This window comes from Micromonospora sp. NPDC047753 (assembly GCF_040642735.1).
In the GTDB taxonomy this organism is placed as follows: Bacteria; Actinomycetota; Actinomycetes; order Mycobacteriales; family Micromonosporaceae; genus Micromonospora.
In genome coordinates this window covers 1-14,990 of sequence record NZ_JBEYSL010000120.1, presented here as the reverse complement: position 1 = coordinate 14,990, position 14,990 = coordinate 1, and the positions used below count along the sequence as shown (strand labels likewise).

Below are 14,990 nucleotides of genomic sequence, written 5' to 3'. Positions count from 1 at the left end.
CTCATCCTGATGCCATCGGCCGCCGTTGCGTGGAGACAGAGCCGAGGCGGTCGCCGACATTGCTCAGATCGCCTTACACCCCACCGAATTTCTGCTTTTCGTACCGCGTCCCCGTCGCTCTCGCGCCGGGCACTTTTACTACGTTACCTCACCGTCTTCGCCGTGTCAAACCGTGTGTCCCGGTCTGTCATGCTTCGTACGGGTCAGCGCCGGCGCACTCACGCAGCAGCGAACCGCTGCGTCAGGTCGTCGGATTCAGCAGACCGGCCGCTGCGGTTTCCCGCAGTCTCGCCCGGTTCCCTGCCGGTCGTGAACCTTACCCGGTCGGCTTCGCCGCACCAAATCCGCCTCGCGGCCGATCCGGCGAGCCCCGCCCGGACCGCGTCTCCCAGGAGCGAACCCCTGCTTGACCCGGTTGCCATCCCGTTTCGGCGCTCTAGGACTTTCGTCCCGTTTGCCCCGTTCCGCGCTGGCAGAGAGAAAGTTACGCGTCTGCGGGTTTGATCGTCAAATCCACGGGTAGCGGCGCGCGTCACATTCGTTCGTCTGAGCAGTTTTCCCAGGTCAGACCCGCTCCGCAGGAACCAGGGCTCGGCAACCATCCGTAGTGGGGGCGTCGCGCGGTCTATCCGCAGTAGCGGCAGCGGTCAGGACGGCTGCCGGGTAGCGACGATCAGGACGGCTGCCGCCGCCGAGCGGCGAGCCAGGCCCGGACGCCGAGAACACCGGCGGTGGTGCCGATAGCCAGGGATGCGGCGATCAGCAGCGCGTGTACCCACAGGAAACTCGTGGCCGCACCCTCGGCCACCGTGCCGGACGCCCAGGACCGCGGGTCCTGCCAGATGGCCACCGCGAACCTCGGCCAGATCACCCAGGTCCAGACGCCGACTCCGACCAGGAAGAGACTCCACCCTCGCGACAGCACCATGGCAGCCGAGTATGCCAGCGCACCTGCTCACCGGGCCGGCGACGCGGACGCGGCGCTCTGCCGCACCTGGGCCGGAGCACCCCGCGTTGAGTGCCGGCTGTTTCCGGCGTCAGCGGGATGGGCACTGCGAAGGGGGACAGCTGAGGACCGTCCTTCGGAGGTGCCCCATGCAAACCTCGATCTTCAACCCCTGGGCCTGGCGTGATCCGTCCGCCCTGGCCGGCGGGTACACGCAGACCACCCCCTCGGTCACCCCTCCGGACGGTCAGGAGGGTGGACACGACGGCCCGGACGCCCCCGGCCCGGGTACGCCCGTCGACCTGGTGGGCTATCAGGTCCAGGCGAGCGACGGGCGCATCGGCACCATCGACGAGACGAGCGACGAGGCGGACGCCGGGCACCTGGTGGTGGACACCGGGCCGTGGATCTTCGGCCAGAAGGTGCTGCTGCCGGCCGGAACGGTCGACCGGGTGGATCACCAGGAGCGCGTCGTGCACGTCGACCGGACCCGCCAGCAGATCAAGGACGCGCCACCCTTCGATCCGGCAGCGGCCGACCAGGAGTACCGGGAACGCGTCGGCGCCTACTACGCCGACAGCTACCTCCCGCCTCCCGGGGCCATCCCGCGGGTAATCTGAGGCCGTGGTCCGGACGGGCAACTGCGCATCCGAGGCGGTCGACCTGGTCGGCGGCCGCTCCCTCGGTGCCGTTTCCGAGATCCCGACCAGCTCCGGCGATGGCCGTGAGCAACTTCTGAACGTCCTCCGTGCCGGTGGTCTGCGGTTTCGCGCCGGCGCGCGATGGCGGGCGACTCGCTGAGTCGATCCCGCTGACCGAGCAGGGCTGAGCCAGCCCTGCTCGGCGCGCGCCCACGCGTGACCCACCTTCGGATACGAGAGGCACCACCATGTCCGTCGCACGAATGCTCACCGGTGACCGGCCCACCGGCCGCCTGCACCTCGGCCACTACGTCGGCAGCATCGCCAACCGGGTACGGCTGCACCGGCGCTACGAGAGCTTCTTCATCATCGCCGACCTGCACATGCTCACCACCCGCAACCGCCGCGAGGACATCGACCAGGTCGCCGGCAACGCCCGCGAGATGGTGACCGACATCCTCGCCGCCGGCGTCGACCCGGACCGGGCCACCTTCTACCTCCAGTCGGCCATCCCCGAGGTCGGCGACCTCAACACCCTCCTCCAGAACCTGGTGACAGTTCCCCGGCTGGAACGGGTGCCCTCGCTCAAGGACATGGCCCGCGACGCCGGCAAGGAGGAGATGCCGTACGGGCTGCTGGGTTATCCGGTGCTCCAGGCCGCGGACATCCTCTGCGTGAAGGGGGAGGTGGTTCCGGTCGGCCGGGACAACGCCGCACACGTCGAGGTGACCAGGGAGATCGCCCGGCGGTTCAACCACCTGTACGGCCCCGTCTTCCCGGTGCCCGAGTTGATCCCGGCGGACACACCGAGCCTGGTGGGGACCGATGGCGCCGCCAAGATGAGCAAGAGCCGGGGCAACTCGATCGCGCTCTCCGACGACGCGGCGACTGTGCGTCGCAAGGTGCTCGGCATGTACACCGACCCGAACCGGGTGCGGGCCGACGTGCCGGGCACTGTGGAAGGGAACCCGGTCTTCGCGTACCACGAGGTTTTCAATCCGGACCGCGACGAGGTGGCCGACCTGGCCCGGCGTTACCGGGCCGGGCGGGTGGGCGACGTGGAGGTCAAGGAACGGCTGATCGTCGCGCTGGAGGGGTTCCTGGCGCCGATCCGGCAGCGGCGGGCCGAGATCGAAGCCGACCGGGGCCTGGTCGACCGACTGATCGTCGAGGGTACGGAACGGACCCGCCAGGAGGTACGCCAGACGGTGCTCGAGGTACGCCGGGCGATGGGGCTGACCGGCGCGTACCAGCAGGTGCGGCGGCGAGCTGAGCGGAGCCGACGCCGGACGGACGCCTCGACCTGAGACCGGGGCGTCCGGTAGGCGGCGTGGCGCCGGGTCCGCTGCGACACCCATCGGGGTCTCAGCGGATCCGGACGTCAGCCAGGTCCAGGGCGCAGAATGCGAGGGTGAGGAGGATTCTCGACATTCGTCCGGTGTCGGCAGGGCTGACGCACCGGACCACGATGTTCGAGATCTTCTTCGACCTGGTCTTCGTCTTCGCGCTCACCCGGGTCATCACGTTCATGGCGTCCTCACCGGGCGCGCTCACCCTGGCCCAGGGGCTGCTCCTCCTGCTCCTGCTGCTGTACTCCTGGTCGCCGTACATCTGGGTGGGAAACCTGGTCCGGCCGGACGTCGGCCCGGTCCGCGCGGTCACCCTGGTCGCGATGGCGGCGATCTTCGTGGCCGCGCTGGTGTTGCCGGACGCCTGGCAGCAGAGTCCGGAGCTGTTCGACGCGCCGCTGACGCTCGCCCTGGCCTACGTGCTCGGTCGGGCCGTGCAGCTCGTGATCCTGTTCTGGGCGAGCGCGACGAACCCTCCACTGCGCTCGACGCTGCGGTTCTTCACAGTGCCGGTGGTGCTGGGCTGGGTGCCGCTGATCGTCGGCGCCCTGCTCGGCGGTGCGGCCCAGACCGCGCTCTGGACGATCGCGTTCCTGCTGAACATCGGGGGTGCCCGGCTCGCGTCCACCTTCCGGCCGTGGCAACTGCGCAGCGTGGACCACTTCAGCGAGCGGTTCGGCCTGGTGCTCATCATCGCGCTGGGTGAGTCCCTGATCTCCGCCGGCGCAGGCCCGAGGGCGATGGCACCGGTCGGCTCCGCCCTGCTGGCCGCTCTGCTCGGCCTCACCAGCACGGTCTGCCTGTGGTGGCTCTACTTCGATCGGCTGGCGTCCGCCGCCCGGGAGGCGGTCGGCACCGTGCCGGATGAGCGACGGGCCCGCGTCGCCGGCGACGCGTACGGCCTCGGGCACTCCACGCTGATCATCGGTGCCATCTATGTCGCGCTCGGCATCGAGGAGGTGATCGCCCAGCTCACCGAGGAGTCGGCGCACCCCGGCCGGCTCGGCTGGGAGGCCGCGACCGCGCTCTACGGCGGTGCCGCCCTCTACCTGCTGAGCAGGTTGGCGTTCCGCCGGCTGACCGTGGGCACGGCGTACCCCGGGCAGGTCGTGGCCGCGCTCCTGCCGTTGGTGCTGCTGCCGATCGGCCGCTCCCTCCCGCCACTCGCGGCACTCGCCCTGCTCACCGCCTTCCTGATCGCGGTGACCTGGTTCGAGCGTCGGATGGACCGTCGCGACGAACGCCCACGAAAAAGCTGACGCGCCGTGTCGATATCCCCGTCCCACGTTCGTCGTCATGCTGTACGGCGACCCGCCGCACCGAGAGGAGCCGAAACGTGAAGTACATGCTGCTGTTCATGAGCCCCATGGTCGACGGGGAGGTCGTCGACAACGGATGCAGCTTCGAGGACTGGATCCGCTACGACCGGGAGATGAAGGACGCCGGGGTCTGGGTCTCCGGGCATCCCCTGCAGGACCTGACCACCTGTACGACAGTGCAGGTCAACCCGGACGGCGAGCGGACGGTCACCGACGGACCGTTCGCCGAGACCCGAGAGCTGCTCGGCGGGTACGACGTCATCGACGTGCCGGACCTCGACGCCGCGCTGGAGTGGGCGGCCCGCAGTCCCGGAGCCGTCGGCCCCGGGTCGGTCCAGGTCCGTCCGATCTTCGAGATCGACATGCAGGTGTGACAGTGCCGGGTGAGGGGGCAGCCGTCGGGTCGTCGGTGGAGGCGGTGTTCCGGGAGGAACGCGGCCGGCTGCTCGCCTCGCTCGTGCGCCGCTTCGGTGACCTCGACCTGGCCGAGGAGGTCACCTCCGAGGCCATCGAGGCGGCGCTGACGCACTGGCCGACCGAGGGCGTCCCGAGCCGGCCGGGCGCGTGGCTGCTCACCACGGCCCGGCGTCGGGCGGTGGATCGGCTGCGTCGCGACCGGGTGTTGGCGACCCGGCTCGCCGTACTGCAGGCGGAGGCCGAGCGGGCCGATCCCGCGCCGCCCGCTGACGCGGACCGCGACCTGCCCGACGACCGGTTGGCGCTCTTCTTCACCTGTGCGCACCCGGCGCTGGCCGCGCAGGATCGCGGCGCGCTCACCCTGCGGTTCCTGGCCGGCCTCACGACCACCGAGGTCGCGCGGGCCTTCCTGGTGCCGCCGGCCACCATGGCCCAACGACTCGTCCGCGCCAAACGGAAGATCCGCGACGCGCGCATCCCGTTCCGGGTGCCGGGGCCCGACGAGCTGCCCGGTCGTCTGCCCACGGTGCTCCAGGCCGTCTACTCGGTCTTCACCGAGGGGTACGCGGCCAGCTCCGGCCCGGATCTGCAACGGATCGACCTGGCCGAGGAGGCCATCCGGCTGGGCCGGATCCTGCGTCGGCTGCTGCCGGCCGAGCGGGAGGTCGCCGGGCTGCTCGGTCTGATGCTGCTGGTCCACGCCCGCCGGGACGCGCGTACCGGACCGGACGGCACCATGATCCTTCTCGACGACCAGGACCGTGGACGCTGGGACGGTCAGATGATCGAGGAGGGGCGGGGCCTGGTGGTGGTCGCGCTGACCGGCCGAGCGCCCGGCCCGTACGGCGTGCAGGCCGCCATCGCCGCGCTGCACGACGAGGCCGCCGACGTGGCCAGCACCGACTGGCCGCAGGTGGTGGCCCTCTACGACGTGTTGCTCGGCCTGGTGCCCTCACCGATCGTGGCGCTGAACCGGGCCGCCGCGGTCGCCATGCGGGACGGGCCGGCGGCGGGGCTCGCGCTGCTCGACGAGTTGGCCGACGAGCCTCGGCTGCGCGGCCACCACCCCTATCCGGCGGCGCGGGCCGACCTGCTGCGCCGGCTCGGCCGGTACGACGAGGCGGCGGCCGCGTACCGCAGCGCGTTGACGTTGGTCGGCACCGAACCGGAGCGCGCGTACCTGCTCAGCCAGCTGAGGGCTGTCACGAACGAGTGAGCTGTACCCTTCGCGGGTGAGTCTGCCTCTGCCCCCCGGGCCGTTCGCCGCGTACCTGTTCGACTGCGACGGCACCATCGTCGACTCGATGCCGCTGCACTACCTGGCCTGGCAGCGGGCACTTGAGGAGTGGGGCTGCGAGTTCCCCGAGGACCTCTTCTACGCCTGGGGTGGGCGGCCCACCGCCGACATCATCGTCGCTCTGAACGAGCAGCAGGGTCTCACCATGCCGGTGGAGGCCGTCGTCGAGCGCCGGGAGAGCTACTACCAGGAGTTGCTGCCGCAGCTCGCCGCCGTGCCCGAGGTGCTGGCGCACATCCACGACGCGCACCGGCGGGTTCCGTTCGCCGTCGTCTCCGGCAGCACCCGCGCGTCGGTCACCGCCTCCCTGGACGCGCTCGGTCTGCTGGACCGGTTCGACGTGCTGGTCTGCGCCGACGACTACACCCGGGCCAAGCCCGACCCGGAGGCGTTCCTGCTCGCGGCGGAGCAGCTCGGCGTACCCCCGGAGTCCTGCCTGGTCTTCGAGGACACCGACCTGGGCATCCAGGCCGCGACGGCGGCCGGCATGGCTTCGGTACGCGTGCCGCAACAGCGCACGCCCTGACGTCTCAGGCCACCGTCAGCAGGAGCTTGCCGGCGTACGACGTCTGTAGGCGCTGGTGCGCGTCGCGCACCTTGCCCAGCGGGAACTTCTCCGCGACGTGCACCACGAACGGCCCCGCCTCGATGAGTTCGTTGAGGCGTTGCAACTGTCGAGGGCTCGATTCGCCGTCGTACGCGCGGACCATGACGCCCGGCCGTTCCTGAGGCTCCGGGCGCACCCCGTGGGCGAACGCGACCACCCCGCCGTCGGCCAGCGCCTCGGTGAGCTGGTCCAGCGTCGCGCCGCCGGCCATCGCCAGGATGGCGTTCACCCCGCCCGGCGCCGCGTCCCGGATCCGGGCCAGCACGTCGGTCATGTCGCCGTGGCCGTCGAGGGACACGTCGGCACCGAGCCGGGTCACCAGCGCGACGCCGTCCGCCCCGGACGCCACGGCGATCACGTTCAGCCCCTGCCGCTTCGCCAACTGCACGGCCAGGTGACCCTGACCGCCGCTCGCACCGAAGATCAGCAGCCAGGCACCGGCCGACAGGCTGATCGCGTCGAGCCCGGCCAGTGCGGTCAGCGCGTCGGTGGGCATGGCACCCGCGTGCTGGGCGGGCACACCGTCGGGCACCTTCGCCACGTACTCCGCCTTGACCGACGCGTACTCGGCGTAGAGGCCGCCCTTCGGCCGCGTGGTGGCGGAGACGTAGACCAGGTCACCCGCAGCCAGGTCGGTCACCTTGCTGCCGGCCGCGACGACGGTTCCGGCGCCGTCGGAGCCGGGCACGATCGGGAGCGCCGAGCCCTCCGGCACCAGCATGCCCTGCCGCTCGTACGCGTCCCACACCCCGACGCCGGCGCTCAAGACCTTGATCAGCACCTCGTCGTCGGCGACCTGCGGGATCGGCAGCTTCCGCAGGGTGATCACCTCCGGCCCGCCGAACTCGTCGAAGGCCGCTGCCTGCATCCGCTCTGGCAGATCCCCGTCAACCATGTGGATTCCCTCTCCGTGCCGGCGTCACCGTCGCAGCATGCCGGCTGGGGAACAGGCGTGGTCCGGAGCTGAGCGCCGTTCACCCACAAGGACGAACGCCGACGCCCCGACCGGCGGGCGAGAACCTCCGCCGGCCGAAGCCAGCCGAGGTGACCGGTGCCGTGATCAGGAGGTCTGCGGCTCCGGGCCCCGAAGCGCCTGCTCGACGGCGTCGCGTACGCGGGCGTCCTCGCGCGCCTTGCTCCGCGCCCGGTTGCGGCGTCGGTACAGGTACGCCCCGACGAGCACGGCGATCAGCACGACGAGCACCAGCAACAGCATCCAGGGCAGGGCCCAGCCGTGCGCGGTGACCTGGACCGGCTTGAGCGAGGTGGTGGAGCCTGAGGCGTCGGTGAGCAGGGGTGTCAGAGTCGCTGTAGCGGCCAGCGAGATGGCGGGAGCCACCCCGTGTACGGGCACCGACACGTCCCAGCTCTCACCCGGAAGCAGCTCCGGCGGCGCGGCGACATCCTCGGCCCGCACCCGCAGCAGGCCGAACGGGCCCGAGACGGTCACCGCCTGCTTCCCGGACAGGGCCGCGTTGCCGACGTTATGGACCTGGTAGGTGATGGTGGCGTCACCCTTGCTGAACGGGTTGGTCGGTCCGGCGTACGTGACGTGGAGGTTCTCGATCGCGAGGTTCGGCTTCAGCTCGCCGCCCACCCGCAACTTGATCCGGATGCCGAGGCGCCGGTCGACGTTGATCCCCTCAGCCTGGTCGGCCTGGGTCAGCGTGGTGAGGATGCCGCCGACGTAGTCCCCGGGCGTGGCGTTCTGCGGAACGTCGACAGTGAAGGGGACCTGGGCGGTCTTTCCGGGCTGGATCACGACGCTGCCGGCGTTCGGCTTCACCCAGGCACCGATCGCGATCGACTTCTTGTCTTTGGTGAGCAGGTCGAGCTGGCCGGCGTCGGTGGTGAAGCCGTCGGCCGCGTACACGGTGAGGGTCAGCGGCGCCGGGCCGCGGTTGGCCACGACCATGGCGTCCTCGACGGCACCGCCCGGGTTGACGTTGTAGCTGTAGCTGGACCTGGCCTCGCCGTAGCCGTTGGAGGCCGTCCGGACCGTCCAGGCGACGTTACCGTCCGCCGCCAGGGCGGGACCGGCACCGACACCGACGGCCGCGACGACGGCGAGCAGGGACAGTGCTGTCGTACGGAGGCGTGTCTTCCAGCGCGTTACGGGCGGGTACATGTCAGTTCCTTGAGGTGATCTTGGGAGGGGTGCAATGGGTGGCGGGGTAGGCCCCGAAGGTGCCTACCCCGCCGCATGGATCCGTTCGGTCAGCTGCTCAGCGCAGTGATCGTGAGGGTGGTGCGGTAGCTGCCCTTCGCGATGCTGTCCGGGATCTTCAGATCCAGGTCAGCGCCGAGCTTGGCGCCGCCACGCGGGTGACCCTGCGCGGCCGCGGCGAGCGCGCTGGAGACCGAGAGGCCCTTGCCCTGGTCGTCGAGCGACGACAGGACCGGGGCACCGGCCTCGGCACCCGCGCCGGCGTCGAGCACGTACGGGTTCCAACCGAGGTAGGAGCCGGAGAACGTCTTGTCGGCGTCGGAGAAGTCGCCGACGTTGGCCGAGATCGACCACGGGGCGAGCGACCGGCGGCTGTCCGACACGAGGATCGGGTTGATCTTGCCGTTGGCCTGGAAGTAGGTGCCGTTGCGCTCCTGCGCGGTACCCAGGTCGACCAGACCGTTGTAGCCGTCGATCGTCCAGCCGAACTCGCCCGGGGCCGGGTTCGGCACGTTGACCTGGATGGCCTGACCGTCACCGTGGAACGGGTGCACCGTCACGTTGTCGACGATCGAGCCGACCGGCTGGCCCTCCGGGGTGTTGACGCAGGAGAGGCCGGCCTCGACCGACGCGTTCGGTGCCGCGCAGGTGCCGCTGCGCACGTTCGCCAGAACCAGCTTGTCGCCGCGCACCTGCACCTTGACGTAGCTGCGGACGTGCTCCTGGTTCTGCACCGAGTTGTACCAGTACTTGTCCGGGTCCAGCGGGTCCGGGCCGTTGCCCTTGATGCCGGTGCCGGTCGCGTCCGGCTTCTTGATGTCGTAGTACTTCGAGCCGGAGGCCGAGTTGGCGGTCACGTAGATGACGCCGCCCGGGCCGGGGAAGACATCGGCCGCGCCCGGCTTCTCGGCCGGGTTCTCCTTCTGGCCGTTCTTGATGGAGTAGCTGCGCGAGTAGCTGTGGTCGTGACCCTGGAGCACCATGTCGATGCCGAGGTTCGAGAAGGCCGTGGTGAAGTCTTCCCGGCGCTGCTTGTTGTCGGTGTCGGTCGCGTGGCTGGCCGGCGAGTAGATGGAGTGGTGGTAGACCAGCACCTTCCACTTGGCCTCGGAGCCGTGCTTGTTCACCACGTCGGTGATGTACGAGACGTGCGCGGCGTCGCCGGCGTTGCTGCCGTCGGTCGGCAGCTTGTAGCTGTTGCTGTTGATGTCGATGAACAGCACGTCCTTGTAGACGAACCAGTAGTCACCACCGGACTTGGTGCCCGCCGGGTTCCCGTTGTCGTAGTACGGGGCCGTGCGGTCGGTGTTCGGGGTGAAGTGGTGCTGCTCGTAGGACTTGCCGCCGACGTCGTGGTTACCGATGGTGGCGACCACTGGGTACTGACGCAGCTGGTCGGGGGCCATGAACGAGGTCCACTGACCCTCGTCGTTGGCGGACTCGACGTGGTCGCCGCCGGAGACCAGCAGTTCCGCGTTCGGGTTGGCCGCGGTGGCGACCTTCAGGGTGTCCTCCCAGCCGGCCTGGTCCTTGAGCCGGTCGCCGGACGAGCCGATCTGCGGGTCACCGAAGAACAGGAAGTCGTAGTCGCCCTCGAAGTCCTGCGTCTTGAAGGCGTACGTCGGGGACCAGCTGCCCTCGGCGCCGACGCGGTACGAGTACGCCGTCTTCTCGCGCAGGTTGCTGATCGTGGCGTGCCGGTTGAACCCGGTGGTGGAGGTGTTCGCCGCGCCGACGGCGTCGAAGCTGACCGCGCCGGCCGGGAACTCGCCGTTGACGATCTCGGCGGTCGGGGCGAGCTGGATCTTCTGCGCGGTGTCGGCGGAGGAGTACCAGGTCACGATGCGCTGGGTCTCGTTGGCGCCGACGCCGAGGATCACGCTGCTGATCGTGGTGGACTCGGCCGCGCTCGCGGTGGCCATCAGGCCACTGCCGAGGGCCGCGCCCAGACCGAGGAACCCGGCTGCGACCCCGGCGACCAGGCGCCGCCGCACGAGCGCGGAGGCCCGTGTCGAGGTGCTCAATGTCATCGACATTGTTCCCTTTTCAAATAGAGAAATGGATTGTGCCTTCACCCGACGCTGGGGAAGCAATTCCACGCTTTCGCCGCCTGATGAACCGATCATGAACGTGATCTTGCGAAAGACTGCACTTCACGAACTACTTAGCCCTGCTCATGATCCAGAAACGCGCTGCACAAACCAGATCAACCCCATAATGGACACGCCCGCAGAAACGACCCCGGTCGCCCAGAGGCCGGCTTTCGGCGCACGACGGCGCAGCACGAACAGCAGCGGGAAGACGACAGCGATAATTGTCAACTGAACGACCTCGATGCCGACGTTGAACACCAGCAGCGACCACAACAGGGTCCACGACCACGCCTCGTCGATACCCAGGGCGCCCGCAAAGCCGAGGCCGTGCACGAGGCCGAAGCAGAACACCACGCCGAGGCGGATCCAGCCGGCCCGATCCAGGCTGAAGTGACCGCGCCCGACCGTCTCCAGGTCAGCCGCGTGCTCACCACGCCGCCAGATCCCCCACAGGTGCCAACCGGCGACGACGGCGATCGACAGCGCGATGACCGGCTCCACGATCACCGCCGGCACCTCGACCAGGCCGAGCGCGGCGAGCATGAACGTCACCGAGTGCGCCAGCGTGAAGCTGGTGGCCGCGAGCACGATCTCCCGAAGCCGCCGAGACCCGGCGATGAGCGCCAGCAGGAACAGGATGTGGTCGATCCCGGTCAGCAGATGCTCGGCGCCCAGGAGGAAGAACTCGCCGAACCGCTCGTACCAGGCCTGCGCCGTCGAGAAGGACGGGTTGGCCGCGTCGAGCGCGGCACTGCCCGAGCGGCCGTCGATCTCGTACGTGACGATCGTCTTCGTGCCCTTGACGTAGCCCTCACCATCCGGGAAGAGGTCGCTGCGCACCACGTGCTCGTCGACCCGCTCCGGGCAGGTCCAGTCGAGCAGCAGGTCGGCGTACGGCACGCCCTCGCGCTCGCCGATCGTCGCGTCACCCACCTGGGCAGGCCGGCAGTCCGCACCCCGGGAAGTCACAGCGAACCGGTCGGAGACGTACCGGAGTACCGCCGACGCGTGACCCTTCAGCGCGGCGGCCTGGGCGGCGGTGTCGCCCGTCTCGAACGCGGCGGTTCCCGCCTGGAAGAGCGGGTCGTCGTCGCCGGCATCCGCGGCGGACACGACGAGGAGGTCGTATTCGAGCTCCACACCGGTCCGAATGTGACCCTCATCTCCCGCTGCAATTTTCGCGTACACGGTCGACGAGAAGCCGTGCGCGGACGCCGGTGCGGCGCCCAGAAACGGAACCACCGCTGCGGCGAATCCGACAGCGGCGACGATAACGGTACGGCGGATGCGGCCTGACATTCGACTCCCTCGGTTGGCCAGTGCACGTTGCATGTCGCGGGTGAACGCCAACCCGCGCACCGACGAACCGTCGGAGAACAACTTCCTCTAACGACCGCCCACCGATTACCGGTGAACGGAATTGAGATAGGAATACGAAGAAGTATGCGCACTTTCCGCCACCACCCGGAGGACGATCACCTTGCGCCCCCCGCTTCGGGCCGTCGCCATGCTGGCCGCGACCGCCGCGCTGGTCTCCGCCTGCAACTCCAGCGACGACTGGTCCGAGCCACGTCCGGCGCCCAGCGCCCTCGGCACTCTCGGCCCGGGGTTCGTCGACCCCTCCACAAGGCCCGCGCCGGAGGCGACGATCACCCCGCGGCCCGGCTCGTGGGCCGACGTCCACCCGCCGAAGGACTACCGAGTCGTCCTGCTGACCAGCGGTACGGACAACCCGACCAAGGCCCTCGTGACGGCGGTCGAGGAGTGGGCCGACGACGAGCACGTCGACCTGAGGACCATCGTCGCCGGCAGTGCGCACGACACTGTTCCCAGCATCGCCAAGGCGATGGAGATGGGCCCGGACCTCATCGTCAGCGCGGGCAACGACCTCATCGACGGGCTCGCGCTGGTCACCCCGAACCACCTGGACGAGAAGTTCCTCGTGGTCGGCGCGGAGCTCGCCGAGCCCACCCACAACGTCACGGCTGTCGACTGGGACGGCGCGTCGTTCCGCGGCGAGGGGCTCGGGATGTCCTCCACGTACGACCCGAACTCGTTCACCGCGGACCGGTGCGCGTCGGCCATCCGGGCGGGCGTGGCCGCGGTCCTCAACGACCTGACCGGGCTCGTGGTCTGGCTCTGACAGCCGGGCTGGCCGTCCCCGATCCGGCCCCGTCCACGCTCGCCCCGCGTCGGCGCAGACGGGTTCAGCGCGGGGCGGGGCCGCGATCCAGGAACTCGTACGTGGTGGTCAGGCCCTCAGGCAGGTCGGGAACCAGGGCGTTGGTGCCGTCGACCACCTGGACGTAGCGCTTGCCCTGGAAGACCGAGTAGCTGCCGTCCGGCACCCGATCGATCCGGAAGAGCTGCGTCGAGGCGGCGGCATCACACGCCCGCCCGCGTACGCTGCCCGGCGCGGCGTCGTGCACGACGGTCATGCAGATCGCCTCGGCACCGGCGGCCAGGAGGATCCGGTACCTGTCGCCCTCGGGGCGCAGCACCCACAGCGCCCGATCGTCGATGCTCTGTTCGGTGCTGGCCCGGACCTGATCGCCGTCGCGGTCGATCGCCAACGTGGCCCCGCGCATGGCGGGCAGCACGATCTGGACCTGCCGCCGGCCACCGAGGATCTCCTGCGGACCCGCCGAGGCGGTCGCGGACGGAACCACCGGCGGTGCGGCCTGGGTGGCCGGGCCGACGCCGGGCGTCTCGACGGTGTCGCGCACCTGCACCAGGGCGGTGCCGGCGGCGAGGGCCACCACGGCCAGCCCTGCTGCGCCGACGGCCGTCCGGCGTCGCCGACGCCGGTCGCTGCGGTGCCGCAAAGTCTGTGCCCCCGGCATGGTGGTGACTCGCCGGACCTCGTCCACGATCGCGGTGAGATCGTCGCGCGGATCAGCCATGGGAGGTCTCCTCCTGGTGCGCATCGGTCAGCAACCCGGCCATCGCTCTCCGACCACGGGCGAGGTACGTCTTCACGGTTCCGACGGGGGCCTGCATCTCGGCTGCCACCTCCGCGACGCTGAGGTCGTTGAGGTGGTGCAGCACGACGGCCCGGCGCTCGTTGGCGCTCAGTCGTTGCAGCGCCTGCAACAGCGCGACGTGGTCCTCGTTCAGTCCGGGCACGCCCTGGTCGACAGCGGCCCGGCGGTGTGCGCGTACCCGGTTGAACGCCTTGCGCCAACTGCTCACCGCGATCCGGGAGGCCACCCGGCGGACCCACGCCTCCGGACTGTCCGTCTCCCGCACCGTCGCCCACCGCTGCCAGGCCCGCATGAACGCCTCGGCGACGGCGTCCTCGGCCTCGGCGCGATTGCCGGTGAGCGCGTACACGTGACCCACGACCCGACCCGCACAGGCCGCGTAGAGGGCGTCGAACTCTTCGGCGTCACGCATCCGACCGGTGCCCTCCCCTGCCTCGTCCCCTGGTCACCGCCGCATGGAACTCGCAAGGGTGCACCGGTCACATCGGCGCGGGGCGCGATTGTGGCCTCTGTCACACCAGGGTGATCAACCTGACGACCTGGTCAGGCGTCATCGTGCCGACCCGGGAGACGCCCGTGGCGGAGAGGACGATGTGCGACGACGGCAACGACGCGCCCTGACAGCCGGCGTACTCGCGACCGCGCTGGTTGCGGCGGGCCTGATCGCCCAACCGGCGAACGCGCAGGAGACGCCCAAGGCCCCCGGCACCCACGGAACCTTCACCCTGATCACCGGTGACCGGGTTTCGCTGGACGCGGCGGGGCGTCCGCAGATCCAGCGCGGGCCGGGTCGGGCCGGCATGCGGTTCGTGAGCAGCCGGGAGGACGGTCACCAGTACGTCATCCCGGTGGACGCGATGCCGCTGGTGCGGGACGGGCGGCTCGATCGACGCCTGTTCGACCTGAGCACGCTCGGCGAGTTCGGCTACGACGACCGGGCACCCGAATTGCCGCTGCTGGTCGCGTACCCCGAGAACATGGCGGCGCGGGCACGGACCGCGACCACCGGGGGTGCCGGCCGGGTGCGGGCCGATCTCCCGGCCGCGCACGCGCTCGCGGTCCGCGCGGACCCTGAATCGCGCCCAGGTACGTGGCGAGCTGGTCGGCGAATCCGAAGAACAGCGCGGCGAGCAGCGCGCCGGTCGGGTTCCAGCGGCCGAAGATCAGCGC

Annotated in this window: 15 protein-coding genes and 1 pseudogene; 8 read left to right on the top strand and 8 right to left on the bottom strand. The window is 70.2% G+C overall.

Annotated features, from left to right (window positions below):
• Positions 1-673: 673 nt before the first annotated feature.
• Positions 674-928 (bottom strand): hypothetical protein, encoded by a 255-nt coding sequence (locus ABZ749_RS13150; RefSeq protein ID WP_355004402.1) that lies wholly within the window; start codon positions 926-928, stop codon positions 674-676.
• Positions 929-1,095: 167 nt separating this feature from the next.
• On the opposite strand from ABZ749_RS13150, the gene ABZ749_RS13145 reads away from it, so the two are divergent.
• From ABZ749_RS13145 to ABZ749_RS13120, 6 genes are all read left to right on the top strand, one after another.
• Positions 1,096-1,566 carry a PRC-barrel domain-containing protein gene (locus tag ABZ749_RS13145; protein ID WP_357227078.1) on the top strand — a complete coding sequence of 157 codons (471 nt, stop codon included), beginning with the start codon at positions 1,096-1,098 and terminating at the stop codon, positions 1,564-1,566.
• Between the two features lie 269 nt (positions 1,567-1,835).
• Positions 1,836-2,894, top strand: coding sequence for a tryptophan--tRNA ligase (gene trpS / locus ABZ749_RS13140; protein WP_355004404.1), 1,059 nt, complete (start codon positions 1,836-1,838; stop codon positions 2,892-2,894).
• Between the two features lie 104 nt (positions 2,895-2,998).
• Positions 2,999-4,195, top strand: coding sequence for a low temperature requirement protein A (locus ABZ749_RS13135; protein ID WP_357227074.1), 1,197 nt, complete (start codon positions 2,999-3,001; stop codon positions 4,193-4,195).
• 86 nt (positions 4,196-4,281) lie between these two features.
• Positions 4,282-4,629, top strand: a complete 348-nt coding sequence (locus ABZ749_RS13130; protein WP_357227082.1) for a YciI family protein — start codon at positions 4,282-4,284, stop codon at positions 4,627-4,629.
• Positions 4,630-4,631: 2 nt separating this feature from the next.
• On the top strand, positions 4,632-5,888 hold the full coding sequence (locus ABZ749_RS13125; protein WP_357227072.1) for a sigma-70 family RNA polymerase sigma factor: 1,257 nt from the start codon (positions 4,632-4,634) through the stop codon (positions 5,886-5,888).
• A 16-nt stretch (positions 5,889-5,904) separates the two neighbouring features.
• Complete coding sequence (locus tag ABZ749_RS13120) at positions 5,905-6,495, top strand: HAD-IA family hydrolase (protein WP_355004407.1); 591 nt, start codon at positions 5,905-5,907, stop codon at positions 6,493-6,495.
• A 4-nt stretch (positions 6,496-6,499) separates the two neighbouring features.
• Here the strand turns inward: ABZ749_RS13120 and ABZ749_RS13115 are convergent, their stop codons facing one another.
• From ABZ749_RS13115 to ABZ749_RS13100, 4 genes are all read right to left on the bottom strand, one after another.
• Entirely contained in the window at positions 6,500-7,471 is a 972-nt protein-coding gene (locus ABZ749_RS13115) for an NADP-dependent oxidoreductase (protein WP_357227070.1), read from the bottom strand.
• A gap of 165 nt (positions 7,472-7,636) precedes the next feature.
• A complete protein-coding gene (locus ABZ749_RS13110; RefSeq protein ID WP_357227068.1) occupies positions 7,637-8,704 on the bottom strand; it encodes a DUF916 domain-containing protein in 1,068 nt (355 codons plus the stop codon).
• A gap of 89 nt (positions 8,705-8,793) precedes the next feature.
• Positions 8,794-10,773 (bottom strand): metallophosphoesterase family protein, encoded by a 1,980-nt coding sequence (locus ABZ749_RS13105; protein WP_357227066.1) that lies wholly within the window; start codon positions 10,771-10,773, stop codon positions 8,794-8,796.
• 144 nt (positions 10,774-10,917) lie between these two features.
• A complete protein-coding gene (locus ABZ749_RS13100; RefSeq protein ID WP_357227063.1) occupies positions 10,918-11,976 on the bottom strand; it encodes a HupE/UreJ family protein in 1,059 nt (352 codons plus the stop codon).
• Positions 11,977-12,316: 340 nt separating this feature from the next.
• Between ABZ749_RS13100 and ABZ749_RS13095 the strand changes: the two genes are divergently transcribed.
• Positions 12,317-12,979 carry a hypothetical protein gene (locus ABZ749_RS13095; protein ID WP_357227060.1) on the top strand — a complete coding sequence of 221 codons (663 nt, stop codon included), beginning with the start codon at positions 12,317-12,319 and terminating at the stop codon, positions 12,977-12,979.
• Between the two features lie 64 nt (positions 12,980-13,043).
• Here the strand turns inward: ABZ749_RS13095 and ABZ749_RS13090 are convergent, their stop codons facing one another.
• The 3 genes from ABZ749_RS13090 to ABZ749_RS13080 all read right to left on the bottom strand — a co-directional run bounded on the left by ABZ749_RS13090 (position 13,044) and on the right by ABZ749_RS13080 (position 14,491).
• A complete protein-coding gene (locus tag ABZ749_RS13090; protein WP_357227057.1) occupies positions 13,044-13,739 on the bottom strand; it encodes a hypothetical protein in 696 nt (231 codons plus the stop codon).
• Positions 13,732-14,232, bottom strand: coding sequence for a sigma-70 family RNA polymerase sigma factor (locus tag ABZ749_RS13085; protein ID WP_091396991.1), 501 nt, complete (start codon positions 14,230-14,232; stop codon positions 13,732-13,734). The genes ABZ749_RS13090 and ABZ749_RS13085 overlap by 8 nt, the downstream gene beginning before the upstream one ends.
• Positions 14,233-14,332: 100 nt before the next feature.
• Positions 14,333-14,491, bottom strand: coding sequence for a hypothetical protein (locus tag ABZ749_RS13080; protein ID WP_357227054.1), 159 nt, complete (start codon positions 14,489-14,491; stop codon positions 14,333-14,335).
• Between ABZ749_RS13080 and ABZ749_RS13075 the strand changes: the two are divergent.
• A pseudogene (locus ABZ749_RS13075) lies at positions 14,414-14,990 on the top strand (peptidase S8); the annotation flags it as partial. The gene ABZ749_RS13080 and the pseudogene ABZ749_RS13075 sit on opposite strands and share 78 nt — an antisense overlap.

Excerpts from the sequence above, each read along its gene's own strand:
- ABZ749_RS13150 (WP_355004402.1), bottom strand. The coding sequence starts at position 928 with ATGGTGCTGTCGCGAGGGTGGAGTCTCTTCCTGGTCGGAGTCGGCGTC.
- ABZ749_RS13145 (WP_357227078.1), top strand. The coding sequence starts at position 1,096 with ATGCAAACCTCGATCTTCAACCCCTGGGCCTGGCGTGATCCGTCCGCC.
- trpS (WP_355004404.1), top strand. The coding sequence starts at position 1,836 with ATGTCCGTCGCACGAATGCTCACCGGTGACCGGCCCACCGGCCGCCTG.
- ABZ749_RS13130 (WP_357227082.1), top strand. The coding sequence starts at position 4,282 with ATGCTGCTGTTCATGAGCCCCATGGTCGACGGGGAGGTCGTCGACAAC.
- ABZ749_RS13115 (WP_357227070.1), bottom strand. The coding sequence starts at position 7,471 with ATGGTTGACGGGGATCTGCCAGAGCGGATGCAGGCAGCGGCCTTCGAC.
- ABZ749_RS13110 (WP_357227068.1), bottom strand. The coding sequence starts at position 8,704 with ATGTACCCGCCCGTAACGCGCTGGAAGACACGCCTCCGTACGACAGCA.
- ABZ749_RS13105 (WP_357227066.1), bottom strand. The coding sequence starts at position 10,773 with ATGACATTGAGCACCTCGACACGGGCCTCCGCGCTCGTGCGGCGGCGC.
- ABZ749_RS13090 (WP_357227057.1), bottom strand. The coding sequence starts at position 13,739 with ATGGCTGATCCGCGCGACGATCTCACCGCGATCGTGGACGAGGTCCGG.
- ABZ749_RS13085 (WP_091396991.1), bottom strand. The coding sequence starts at position 14,232 with ATGCGTGACGCCGAAGAGTTCGACGCCCTCTACGCGGCCTGTGCGGGT.